Origin of the sequence: Kitasatospora sp. NPDC051984, from assembly GCF_044593455.1 — a bacterium.
Lineage (GTDB): Bacteria > Actinomycetota > Actinomycetes > Streptomycetales > Streptomycetaceae > Kitasatospora.
The window spans coordinates 23,888-34,935 of the sequence record NZ_JBIUCB010000042.1; the positions used below are offsets into that span (position 1 = coordinate 23,888).

Annotated in this window: 11 protein-coding genes; 2 read left to right on the top strand and 9 right to left on the bottom strand. The window is 71.0% G+C overall.

Annotated elements, in window-relative coordinates:
* Positions 1 to 30: 30 nt before the first annotated feature.
* From ACIHEI_RS36200 to ACIHEI_RS36210, 3 genes are all read right to left on the bottom strand, one after another.
* Complete coding sequence (locus tag ACIHEI_RS36200; protein ID WP_396609790.1) at positions 31 to 1,551, bottom strand: AMP-binding protein; 1,521 nt, start codon at positions 1,549 to 1,551, stop codon at positions 31 to 33.
* Between the two features lie 578 nt (positions 1,552 to 2,129).
* Entirely contained in the window at positions 2,130 to 2,531 is a 402-nt protein-coding gene (locus tag ACIHEI_RS36205; RefSeq protein WP_396609791.1) for a hypothetical protein, read from the bottom strand.
* A gap of 174 nt (positions 2,532 to 2,705) precedes the next feature.
* A complete protein-coding gene (locus tag ACIHEI_RS36210) occupies positions 2,706 to 3,449 on the bottom strand; it encodes an alpha/beta hydrolase (RefSeq protein ID WP_396609792.1) in 744 nt (247 codons plus the stop codon).
* Positions 3,450 to 3,883: 434 nt separating this feature from the next.
* On the opposite strand from ACIHEI_RS36210, the gene ACIHEI_RS36215 reads away from it, so the two are divergent.
* Positions 3,884 to 5,041 carry a hypothetical protein gene (locus tag ACIHEI_RS36215; protein WP_396609793.1) on the top strand — a complete coding sequence of 386 codons (1,158 nt, stop codon included), beginning with the start codon at positions 3,884 to 3,886 and terminating at the stop codon, positions 5,039 to 5,041.
* Positions 5,042 to 5,196: 155 nt separating this feature from the next.
* Here ACIHEI_RS36215 and ACIHEI_RS36220 read toward each other — a convergent pair whose 3' ends face one another.
* From ACIHEI_RS36220 to ACIHEI_RS36235, 4 genes are all read right to left on the bottom strand, one after another.
* Positions 5,197 to 6,375 carry a pYEATS domain-containing protein gene (locus ACIHEI_RS36220; RefSeq protein WP_396609794.1) on the bottom strand — a complete coding sequence of 393 codons (1,179 nt, stop codon included), beginning with the start codon at positions 6,373 to 6,375 and terminating at the stop codon, positions 5,197 to 5,199.
* Entirely contained in the window at positions 6,372 to 6,728 is a 357-nt protein-coding gene (locus tag ACIHEI_RS36225) for a hypothetical protein (protein WP_396609795.1), read from the bottom strand. Before ACIHEI_RS36225 ends, ACIHEI_RS36220 begins: the two co-directional genes overlap by 4 nt.
* Positions 6,729 to 7,234: 506 nt before the next feature.
* A complete protein-coding gene (locus ACIHEI_RS36230; RefSeq protein WP_396609796.1) occupies positions 7,235 to 7,750 on the bottom strand; it encodes an NUDIX hydrolase in 516 nt (171 codons plus the stop codon).
* A 73-nt stretch (positions 7,751 to 7,823) separates the two neighbouring features.
* The gene (locus tag ACIHEI_RS36235; RefSeq protein WP_396609797.1) at positions 7,824 to 8,693 is read right to left on the bottom strand and encodes an acyl-CoA thioester hydrolase/BAAT C-terminal domain-containing protein; all 870 of its coding nucleotides are present in this window, start codon (positions 8,691 to 8,693) and stop codon (positions 7,824 to 7,826) included.
* Between the two features lie 152 nt (positions 8,694 to 8,845).
* Between ACIHEI_RS36235 and ACIHEI_RS36240 the strand changes: the two genes are divergently transcribed.
* A complete protein-coding gene (locus ACIHEI_RS36240) occupies positions 8,846 to 9,364 on the top strand; it encodes a GNAT family N-acetyltransferase (protein ID WP_396609798.1) in 519 nt (172 codons plus the stop codon).
* A gap of 134 nt (positions 9,365 to 9,498) precedes the next feature.
* On the opposite strand, the gene ACIHEI_RS36245 is transcribed toward ACIHEI_RS36240, so the two are convergent.
* Complete coding sequence (locus ACIHEI_RS36245; RefSeq protein WP_396609799.1) at positions 9,499 to 10,035, bottom strand: GNAT family N-acetyltransferase; 537 nt, start codon at positions 10,033 to 10,035, stop codon at positions 9,499 to 9,501.
* A gap of 55 nt (positions 10,036 to 10,090) precedes the next feature.
* A complete protein-coding gene (locus ACIHEI_RS36250; RefSeq protein ID WP_396609800.1) occupies positions 10,091 to 10,627 on the bottom strand; it encodes a GNAT family N-acetyltransferase in 537 nt (178 codons plus the stop codon).
* Between the last annotated feature and the right edge of the window lie 421 nt (positions 10,628 to 11,048).

The window sequence follows — 11,048 nt, forward strand, 5'->3', positions numbered from 1 at the left end:
CCTCCGGCACGTGCGGGGAGGGAGGGTGGCTCAGCGCGGGGCGGTGCTGTGCAGGTGGTGCGAGGCGGCGCGGTCGACCTTGCCGCTGGCGGTGCGGACCAGGTCCGGCACCACGGCGATCCGGCTCGGGACGAGGTGGCCCGGCAGGCGTTCCCGCAGGTAGAGCAGGAGTTCGGTGGCCAGCGCGGGGTCGGGCCCGCCGGTGCGCGGGACGACGTACGCGACCAGAGCGGCCCGTCCGGCCAGCGTGGTGGCGGTGACCGCTGCCGCGCCGACCCCCGGGTGAGTGCCGAGTCCGGCCTCCACCTCCGCCGGATCGACCCGGATGCCGCGGATCTTCACCTCGTGGTCCAGCCGCCCCAGCGGGGTCAGCACCCCGTCCTGGTCGCGGGCCGCACGGTCGCCGGTCCGGAACCAGCGCTGCCCGTCGCGGAGCACGAACCGTTCGGCGGTGGCCTCCGGCAGTCCCGGGTAGCCGGTCGCGACGGCGGGCCCGCCGATCAGCAACTCGCCGTCGGACGTGAGCAGTTCGTCCACGTGGGGGAGTGCCCGTCCGATCGGCGCGCGCTCGGTGGGATCCCAGACGCGGCCCGGCTGCCGGGTGCGCGGGCCGAGCAGGTCGACGGCGTGCGTGATCAGGGTGGTCTCGGTGCAGCCGTAGGTGTTCAGCAACCGGATCCGAGAGCTGCTCTTCAGCCGGCTCCAGTCCGCCAGCCGGGCCGGGTTCGCGGCCTCGCCGCCGATCACCACCAGCCTTATGCTCGGCGGCAGTTCGGCGCCTTCACCGTCCTCGGTGAGGTGCAGGACCAGCTCGTGCCAGAACGCGGTGGGCAGGTCCAGCACGGTGATGCCGCGCCGTTCGACCATCCGTAACAGCCGGGCGAACGACGCCGAGTGCGCCTCCGGATCGAACACCAGCCGGCCACCGGCCGTCAGCGTCGGCAGGATCTCCTCGAAACAGGTGTCCCAGTTCAGCGAGGCGAACTGCAACACCCGGTCGTCCGGCCCGACTTCGAACAGGTCGCGCAGCGATCCGACCGCGGCCGAGATCGCCCGCCGCGGCGTCACCACCGGCTTGGGCTGCCCCGTCGACCCGGAGGTGAACAGGACGTACGCGGGGTCGCCGGGCGCGACGGCCGTTGCCGTCCCTGCGGCCGGTTCGTCATCCAACTCGAGGTACGGAAGCCCGAGTTGATCGGCCTGAGCGCCAGCCCCGCGACCGGCCAGTAACCGGCAGCCGGCCGCCTCGACCATCCGCTGCTGCCGCTCAACCGGGAACCCCGGGTCGAGCGGCACGTACGCACCGCCCGCCATCAGGATGCCCAGAAGCGCCACCACGGTGTCCGGACGATGCCCGGCCGACACCGCGACCGGCCCCGGCCGGCCACCCAGCCGATCGGCCAACCGCTGTGCAGATAACGCGAGTTGCTGGTAGCTGAGAGTGTGCTCGGGAGACTCGATCGCGGCTCGCTCGGGCCACCGGAGAACGGTTTCCGCGAACGCATCCAACAGATCGGAGCCCGATCTGTTGATGCCACCGTTCTTTGACATGCGCGCTCCAAGATAAATGCCCAGAGGTGCCCGTCCGTGCTTCGGCGAACCGGGACTCTACCTCCAGCCCCCCGGCCCCACAATGGTTGTTGAGTCGATTTCCCAAGAGACCTGTAACTGAACTGTGAACTCCCCGCGCCCAGACCTTGATCACCGTCCGTGATCAAGCCCCCCAACTGGTGCCGACCGTCTCGCGACCCCTGTCCGGGCGCGTTCGGACCCTGGACCAGTCCACCGCGCGACGGTGCGCAGGCGCACCCGTGATGCCGGGTCGGCCCGCCGCGGAATGCCCCCGAATTGCGGCCCGATCCGATAGCGCCCCGCCCCGAATCTGCCTGCTTTGCCTCCGCACGAACGCCGGCCCGCCGCCCCCCGATTGCACCCACTCGGGAATGGAAAGCCATTACCTGCCGCCGCCCCGGCCGCCCCCAATTCGCCCCGCGCCGGGCGCTTGTGACGCCGCCCGCTTGTCCGCCCGACGACAACGGAGCGTCACCGAACGACAGTTCGGCGTCGGCGACACCAGCGGCCAGGCGGGTCGGTCCGAGTGCTCATGCCGGCGGAGGTGTGGTGGCCGTTCATCCGGTCTTCGGCTTGTTCCAGTCCTGCGCCCAGCTCTCCGCCTGTTCCGCAGGCCACAACCAGCGGGCGCCGTACTCCTTCTCATCACCGGGATCCAGCTGGGTCAACGCGCGGACCAGCGCCGGGCTGTACACGGCACGAACCCGGAAGTTCTCCAGGAATCGGCTCTCCATCACGATCCGTATGTACCGGCGGCTGTTGCCCCGGTGACGTCCCGACACAATGACGCGTTCGCCTCCGTCGCCCCAGGCGGGCGGCGCGATCCACACCTTCGCCCCCGGCGCGAAGTGCCGTAGCCCCCGGCGGATCTCCAGCCCACCGTGGCCGTGACTGGTCTCCTGGGCGACATTGGCCACGACACAGATGCCCAGCGGCTCCGGTCCGGTTGCACTTTCCATGGTTTCCATGATCGCCCAGTACTGGCGTAGTGGCGTAAACCCTTTTCCGGGGCCTGCTCCTGAAACCGTCGGCCGGCGCCGTGGGGGACTCCATCGGGGATCTGCAGCGCTCGCCGAGCGGGCGTCCGCAGGCCGGCACGGCCTACCGCATGGTGCCGGCCTGCGGACGTCGTCTCACTTCAGGTGGCGAGCGAAGAAGCGGGCGCCGGCTTCGAGTTCGTGGTGCGGGACGCCGGTGTGGCCGCCCATGTTGGCGTGCAGGGTCTTCTCCTTCGAGCCGAAGGCGTCGAACAGGTCCAGGGCGGCCTGGCGGGGGTTGCCCTCGTCGTCCCACTGGAGGAGGACCTGGAGCGGGATGGTGACCTGCCGGGCCTCCTCGACGATGGCGGCGGGAATAAGACTCCCGGCGAAGAGACCGGCGGCCGCGATGCGCGGCTCGACGGCCGCCAGCCGGACGCCGATGGAGATGATTCCGCCCTCGTAGCCGACCGGGCCGCCGATCTCGGGCAGCGCAAGGAGGTCGTCGAGCGCCGCCCGCCACTCCGGGACCGACTTCTCGACCAGCGGGAGGATCAGCGCGTCGACAACCTCCTCGCTGACCGGCTCGCCGGCCTCCATCGCCCGACGCAGGTCGGCGCGCGCCTGGTCGGCGGCGGCCCAGCGGGGACGGTCACCGCTCCCGGGCAGCTCGATGGTGGCCGAGGCGAAGCCGAACTCCGCCGCGTAGTACCGGGCCCGCCCCGCCAACCGCGGGTACATCCTGCCCAGCCCGAGCGGCGGGGGACAGATCAGGATCAGCGGCGCCGGCTCGGACGCGGAAGCGGACGCGGGCGTCCACAGGATGCCGGGGACCTCGCCGAGGGTGAACTCGCGCTCGACGACGCCGTCGTCGAAACGCTGCTCAGAAGTGAAGTGCATGGTCGTGCCTTTCGGGAGTGCTCAGAAAAGGCGCTCCCGGACGACGACCTATCGCCCGACCGTGACCCCGGAGGGGAGCACCCATGTCGATACTGCGTTCACGGGTACCACCTCCTCGTTCTCTTTCACGGCCACCGGAAAGGTAGCAGCGGTCGCCGTGGTGGGCCAAATGGTTCACCGGCTGAGGTGTCAGGAGTCGAAGAACCGGATAGAGCTGCTCGTCGCTGCCGTCCTCGGGGAGGCGCCCGGTGGTGGACGCGGTACTTGTGGTGCATCCAGTCCTGGAGGACGGAGACCGCCTCGCCCGTAACGGGGAGGGTGGAGTCTGTTCGGCGCTGCCGGTGGCGACGTGGGTCAGCAGGGGGGCGTGGTGGGAGGGGTTGGCGTCGAAGGTGCGTGCGGACGAGATGGACCGTGCGCCTATGATCTGGCGAATGTCGCCCACCGTGCTGCTGATCGATCTCGCCGTCGTCCTGTCGGTCGCCACCGGTCTGTGGTTCGGGCCGCGGGTGTTGGGTGGGACGCCGCCGGTGCGGGCCGGGTGGACGGTGCGGCCCGAGGTGGGGCTGGCGGTGGTGGTGGGCGCCGTGTACCTCAACCAACTGGTGTGCGCCGCCTACGTGGTGAGGGTGCACGGCGGTGACGCGTCGTTCGTGGCGCGCTATCTGCCGCCCGGGTGGTTCGCCCAGCCGGTGGGGAACCCGGTGGTGCGGGCGCTGGCCGAGTGGATGCCCGCGCCGCGGCTGTTCGGGCCGACGGTGCTGCGCGTGCAGGCGTTCCTGGAGCTGCCGTTCGTGCTGTTCGCGTACGGGACGGCGCTGCGGCGGCTCAGCCCGGCGCTGTACCGGGCGGCGCTCGGGTCCGCGCCGCTCGCGTGGGCGGCCGCGCTCTCCTACACGGTGGTGTTCGGGGTGGTGGAGTGGGCGCTGCGCAACCCGTGGACCGTCCAGGACGTGCTGATCCGCGCGGTCTCCGCCGCCGTCACCGCCCCGCTGGTGCTCACCCTCGCCCGCCGCGACCGTGACCGGGGAATGGAACTCCGGCCCGGATTGGGAGGGTTGCTGCACTTCGCCGTCTCGCTGTGGGCACTCGGCGGGCTGGTGATGGTGGTGTACGACACCGCGCTGCTCTACAACTCCGCCCACCTGCGCACCCGTTGGCCCGAGGCGCTGCTGTGGCTCGCCGTGCTGACGGTCACCGCGCGGTGGCGGCCCACCACCCCGAGGCCGGTCGGTCCGGCCACGGCCGCGCTCGCCACGGTGCTGCGCCGCGGCCTGGTGCTGTTCCTGGTGCCGGCCCTGGCGGTGCGCTACGGCCTGGGCTTCGCGCACCTGCAGGTGGCCCTCGGCGGTGGGATGTCCACTGCCGTCGGCGCGCTGTGCCACCGCCAGGTCCGGTCCGCGCTGTTGCCGCTCGCGCTCGCCGCGACGGCCGGACTCGGCGCCGCGTACCTGGCCCTGCACGCGGTTGCCGACACCTACCCCGAGAGCGGCCTGCTCCGGGCGATGGTCGCCTGTCTGGCGACCGCCGCGCTGGTCTGCGCCCTTGCCGACCGGCTGGCCGGCAACCCGCGTGCGGCGTCAGTGATCTGAGAGGGCGGTATGTGATGTAATGTCGTGTCTGTCGTCGCTGGAACGTGTGGAATCGCCGCATCCTCGCTCCCGGAGGCCCGGGGGTGCTGGAGTGTGACCCGTGAGCGGCCGCCAGACCTACAAGAGCGACTTATCGCGGACCGAGTCGCAAGGCGTCAGATGTTGAGGTAGCGCTCAAGCCGGACGGGTTTCCGCCGACCCGCCAGGTAGACGTCAGCCGTGAGATTGAATTCCCCCCAGGCGAGCACCACCAGGCCGAAGTCGGTCGAGCGGTCGGTAACTGTGCGGTCCGGCTGAGGGAAGGTCGGGTGCAGGTGGTAGACGACCTTGGTGACCCGATCGAGGTCGGCGGCATCGAAGCTCGCGAGATAGACGCGGATTCGAAAGTACGGTCGACTCTTTGTCGAGCGCGAGCCGTCTGCACGCGCGGTGTGGGCCAGGTGAAGGGTTGCCGGTGGTGCGACGTCGGCCAGCGCCGCAGGGCGGATGCGATGGGGATGCCGATTGCGGACCAAGCCCAGCAGATCGGCGGTTTCTGTGCCGCACTGCTGCGGCACCGGCAGTCCCTCAGCCTGGAGTTGGACCTGAAGATGCCGGTAGATGTCACCGAGGCTGAGCAACTCCCCAGCCTGTGCGCTGCCGGCGCGGAGCAGTCGTAGCAGGCGCTCGGTGAAGGCGGTGTGCTGTTCCCCGGGGAGGGCCAGCGCGGTCCGATTCCCCGGGGCGGCGGTCAGTGTGTACGTCCCGGCCACCTGGAGCTGGCCGAGGATCGCGTTGGCGTTCTCGGTCAAGATCTCGCCGATCGCCCTCCCGCTGAAGCAACTGTCCAGGATCACCGCGCGGACTGCCGCCCTGCTGTCCAGAAAGACATCACGCACTGCCTGGAATGACAGGGCGGTGAACTGCGGTCGGTCAGGCCGGGTGGCGAACAGGCTCAAGTACAGTTCGCGACGCCGTGGTTCGAGCAGCCCGTGCCCGCTGTAGTAGAAGAGCAGAAGGTCCTCGGCCTCTGCGGCGGCCCGTGTGAGCAGGTCGCCAGCCTCGGCAACACTGACGGTATCCAAGGCAGACCAGCAGTTGTCGGGGGCGAAACCGCCCAACTGCGGGTCGGTGAGTACCTGATGGAGGCTGGCGATGTTGTTGGCGACCACCGGGATGTCCGCGAGCCGCGGATCGTCGTAGGTGGGAGTGCCGACCAGCACGATCCGGGACCGGCGGTGGTCGACCGCCCGGGCCTTCGCCCCGCCTGCTGAGGCGTGGTCCGGGGTGACCTGGTGAGCGTGTCGGGCCTTACGTTGAACGGACTCGGTCTCACGGCGCGGCGCGGCGCTCATCCCAGATGCCGAAGGGTCTCGCGGAGCAACGCCTCGACATCCTTGACGCGCTTGGCGTCCACGGTCACACTGCGCTCCTCCGCACGGACCACGATCCGGACATCCGACTTGCGCGGCTGCGACAGATAGGCCCGCAGCGACGCGGCGAGTACCGTCAATGCCCCTCCACTGCCCACGGCGACGACCAGGGCATCGGCCAGTGCCCCCAACTCACCTGGTCCGGGCTCGGGATCGGCGAAGGCGACCAGCCCTCGAAGCTCGGGCTCATGCCGCAACCAGTCCGCGAGATCCGCCAGTTCATCGATGGCATCGATGGAATCGCCACCCGCCACCGACAGCCGCAAGTCGCTCATGCGTTCCCCCTCATCCGACTGCGCTCAGTCTGCCCGCCGCGCCAGCAGAGAATGCGACGGCCACGCAAACTGCTTTCACCAAGTCCGCACGGGGGTAGGTGCGGCCGCCGCAGTCCGGCCGACCGGTCATCGACCACAGCTCGTCGATCTTCTTGGCTGCCCGCTCGTTTCTCAGATGGGCTCTTGTAGGTCTGGCGGTCGCTCACGGGTCACACTCCAGCACCCGCGGGCCTCCCGGACGTCGGAGATGCGGCGATCCCACACGTTCCACCGACGACAGATGCGGCATCACGTCACATACCGCCCTCTGAGGAGTCGATCAACGCCTGGACGCCGTCCAGGATCCGGTCGAGCCCGGACTCCAGCGGGTCGGCGGGCTCGGGGGCCCAACGTGCCGGCGGCGATCGCGCGGGTGAGGGCCGGGAAGCGGGCGGCGTGCCGGTCGAGCTGGTTCCAGTGCTCGCTGCTGCTCACCCGGGTCCGCACGATGCTCCGACCCCTGCTCGTCACCCGGCCCCCGAGTCCGCGTCCGCGTCCTCGTCGAAGTCGCCCAGGTGGAGCGGCACTTGGCCGATGCCGTCGCGGAGCAGCTCGGTCAGGTGGTGGGCCAGCCGGCGGGGGCGGACGGTCTGGTCGGTGGTGGCCAACTCCTCGATGCTCCACCAGTGGTGGCCGTAGCGGGCCTCCTCGGTGTCGATCCGCGCCGCTGCCGCCTCGGCGGCGGTGAGGCGGCAGAGGCGGTACTCCTCGGACTGGTCGAAGTGCCGGCCGTCGACGCTGAACCGGGTGCGACGCGTCCAGGCGAGCGGGCCGAGCCGGTCGGCCGCCACCGTCAGCGTGGTCTCCTCGCACAACTCCCGTACGGCGGCGGCCAATGCGTCCTCGCCGTCCTCGATCCCGCCGCCGACGGTGAACCACCAGCGGGCGCCGTCGCGACGCGGGTCACGGCCGCAGAGCAGCAGCAGGCGGTCGCGGTCGTCGAGCAGCAGGATGCGGGAGGTGCGGCGCCGGTGCGGGGTCATGGGGTGCCACGTTACCGGCGGCCCTTGTGTGCCGGCCCGACCGGCAGCGGCGTCGCGGCGAAGTCGGCCTCCGTCAGCCGGAGTTGAGACCCGGACGAAGCTGGTCGAGCATGGCGGCCCAGGCTGCTTCGCCGAGCAGGGATTCGCCGTGGGCCGTCCCTCCGTAATCAAAGACCGCCGAGGGCGCGGCGGGGCCTTCGCCGGGAAAGCGCAGCCGGTGTCCGGCGTCGTCGCGGCTCACCAGGCGGACCTGGGCGCCAACTGTCCGGCGGCGTGCGGCCAGTTGCTCGGCATAGCGCAGGGACGGCCACATCCGGTCGTCGCCGCCCGCGACCAGCAGGAGGTCGGCGGACATCTTCTCCACCGGGATCGCGGCGGCGTCCATGCGCTCGGGGAAGGTCCGCTCGCTGAGCTCGTACCAGCCGAGGATCGCCACCGGACCGTCGCCCTGCCCCTCGGGCTCCCAGCGGTCGCCGGCCAGCGGAACGAAGGGCACCGGCTGCCCCTGCCACGTCCAGGAGGACCGCCAGGGCTGGTTCTGCCCGTCCAGCCCCGGGCCCACGTTGCACCAGACCAGCGAGGTCGGCGAGAGGGCCACCACCGCGTCGACACGCGGCTCGTGGACCGCGGTGAGCAGCGCGGCTTCGGCGCCCTTCGACACGCCGAGGATGCCGATACGTTCCGCGCCACGGGCTCGCAGCAGATCGACGGCCGCCACGAAGGTCTCCAGCGGCACCTCGCAGATCCCCGGCGGCTGCCCCGGCCCGCCGAACCAACGGATGGCCAGCGCAAGGAACCCCTGCTCGGCGAGCAGCCTCGCCCGCACGCGGTCCACCCGCCCGCTCGACCCGGCCAGCACGAGGACGCCCGTGCCGTTGCCCGCGGCCGGCTCCATCAGGACCCCTTCCCAGGGGGTCGTCAGTTCGTGTTCGACAACGGTCACGGATTTCTCCTGGTTCGGAAGGGAGTTGAGTTGAAGGCCGGCCAAGGAGTCGCACAGGTGGGCGCGTTCGGCAAACTCCGGGCGGGGCCGGAGACGGTCTTGGAACGATTGTGCCGCGTGAGGGAAGGTCGGGTGTCTGACATGCTGGGCGCGTGACAACGACTGGTTCTTCGATCCGCCTGGCGCGTCCTGAGGATGCGTCCGCTCTGGTGGCCCTGCAGCAGGCGCTGGACCACGAGTCGGAGTTCATGCTGCTGGAGCCCGGCGAGCGGGAGCCCGATCCGGAGTCGGTGGAGGCGCGTCTGGCCGGTTGTGCCGACGGCCGGGACCCGTCGTACCTGGTCGTGGCGCTGACCGGGCCGGTGGTGGTCGGCTATGTCGATGTCACCGTACTGCCCTTCACCCGGGCCCGCCGGAGCGGCTACGTGGTGGCCGGTGTACGCGCCGATCACGCCGGCCGGGGCCTGGGCCGGGCGCTGATGGAGAGCGCGATCCGGGAAGCCCGCTCGCGCGGGATGGGCCGTCTGGAACTCACCGTGATGGAACACAACCACCGTGCTCTCGGTCTCTATCTGCGGTGCGGCTTCCAGGTCGAGGGACTGCGAAGGGCCGCGCTCGACGTGCACGGCCGCCGAGTCAGCGAGTACTACATGGGACTGCTGCTGGACTGAGCCCTCGTTTCAGGGTCTGGCAGACCTCGGTCGCGGCGGAGAGCACCGTGCACGCCGCGAGGACGGTCAGGGGCCGGCTGCCCGAAAACCTACTGCACGCCCTGATCCTGAACGGCAGTGCGTAGGCGGGGGGTTCAGCGGGGTTGCCGGACGCCGAACCACTGCTCGGCGGTGAACTCCTCGAACCGCTCGACCTCGGCGAACCCCAGCTTCGCCGCGAGTCGCATCGCCCGGTCGTTGGCGGACTGCGTGCAGAGCACCACCGGCTCGCCGGGAAGCGCGCCGTCGAACCAGCCGAGGACGGCCGTGCACGCCTCGGCGGCGTACCCGCGTCCCCATGCCTGCGGCAGGAACAGGTAGCTGAGTTCGGCCTCCCCGCCCTCCGGACGGACGTGGCCGGGGCGGTCCGCGTCGCGCCGGTCGAGCGTGACGAGACCGATGGCCGTGCCGTCGAGCTCGACCGCGAACAGGCCGGGCCGTCGGGTCGGCGTCTCGGGCACCGCCCGCTCGACCTCCGCGCGCGGACGGGCGCCGCCGAGGTACGTACGGACCTCGGGCGAGCTGAACAGGTCGACCACCGCGGCCCGGTCGCAGGCCTCGGGCTCGCGGAGGACGAGCCGCTCGGTGCGGATCGGGGCGGGCGGCCAGGCGGTGACTCCAAGATCGGTCATGCCCGAAAACCTACCGCACGCCCTGATCCTGTACGGCAGTGCGCAGGTGGGGGGTTCAGCGGGGCCGGCGGACGCCGAACCACTGCTCGGCGCCGTACTCCTCGAACCGTTCGACCTCGGCGAACCCCAGCTTCATCGCGAGTCGCATCGCCCGCTCGTTGGCGGACTGCGTGCAGAGCACCACCGGCTCGCCGGGAAGCGCGCCGTCGAACCACTCGAGCGCGGCCTTGCACGCCTCGGCGGCGTACCCGTGGCCCCACGCCTGCGGCAGGAACATGTAGCCGAGTTCGGTCTCCCCGCCCTCCGGACGGACGCGGCCGGGGCGGTCGGCCGGGCGCACCTCCAGGGTGACCAGGCCGATCATCGTCCCGTCGAGCTCGGCCACGAACACCCCGGACCGCTGCCCGGGCACCTCCGGCACCGCACGCTCCAACTCCTCGCGCGGGCGGGCGCCCCCGATGTGCGTCCCGACCTCCGGCGAGGCGAACAGGTCGACGAACGCGGCCCGGTCGCGGGCCTCGGCCGGCCGGAGCACCAGCCGCTCGGTGGCGACGGGAGCGGGCGGCCAGGCGACAGTTCCATGATCACTCATGCCGGGCAACCTACCCGAGGCCGCTCGACTTGCGGGCCGGAGCAGCCGGTTCGGGGATCGCCGCCGCCCGTAGTGCTCTACGGGGTCGGCAGTCGGCCGGGCGCGGCCGGTCCGGCGGCGCGGTCACGTACCTCGACGACCGGCGTCGGGGCCGACCGGACGGATCGTCAATCGGCAGGCACGAACGCCTGGTGCAGGAACGGATCGTCAATCGGCAGGCACGAACACCTGGTGCAGGAACGGATCGTCAACCGGCAGGCACGAACACCTGGTGCAGGATGGGGTCAACAGCGTGCTCCAGGAAGAAGCTCTCGTGGTCGACCCCGCTCTCAGAGGACGGTATGTGACGTGATGTCGCTTCTGTCATCACCAGAACGTGTGGTGCCGATGCGTCCGCGCTGATCGGGGTGTCCGGCCGTGC

What these genes read in the sequence shown, in the direction of transcription:
- ACIHEI_RS36200 (WP_396609790.1), bottom strand. Translation starts at nt 1,551, where the DNA reads ATGTCAAAGAACGGTGGCATCAACAGATCGGGCTCCGATCTGTTGGAT.
- ACIHEI_RS36205 (WP_396609791.1), bottom strand. Translation starts at nt 2,531, where the DNA reads ATGGAAAGTGCAACCGGACCGGAGCCGCTGGGCATCTGTGTCGTGGCC.
- ACIHEI_RS36210 (WP_396609792.1), bottom strand. Translation starts at nt 3,449, where the DNA reads ATGCACTTCACTTCTGAGCAGCGTTTCGACGACGGCGTCGTCGAGCGC.
- ACIHEI_RS36215 (WP_396609793.1), top strand. Translation starts at nt 3,884, where the DNA reads ATGTCGCCCACCGTGCTGCTGATCGATCTCGCCGTCGTCCTGTCGGTC.
- ACIHEI_RS36220 (WP_396609794.1), bottom strand. Translation starts at nt 6,375, where the DNA reads ATGAGCGCCGCGCCGCGCCGTGAGACCGAGTCCGTTCAACGTAAGGCC.
- ACIHEI_RS36225 (WP_396609795.1), bottom strand. Translation starts at nt 6,728, where the DNA reads ATGAGCGACTTGCGGCTGTCGGTGGCGGGTGGCGATTCCATCGATGCC.
- ACIHEI_RS36230 (WP_396609796.1), bottom strand. Translation starts at nt 7,750, where the DNA reads ATGACCCCGCACCGGCGCCGCACCTCCCGCATCCTGCTGCTCGACGAC.
- ACIHEI_RS36245 (WP_396609799.1), bottom strand. Translation starts at nt 10,035, where the DNA reads ATGACCGATCTTGGAGTCACCGCCTGGCCGCCCGCCCCGATCCGCACC.
- ACIHEI_RS36250 (WP_396609800.1), bottom strand. Translation starts at nt 10,627, where the DNA reads ATGAGTGATCATGGAACTGTCGCCTGGCCGCCCGCTCCCGTCGCCACC.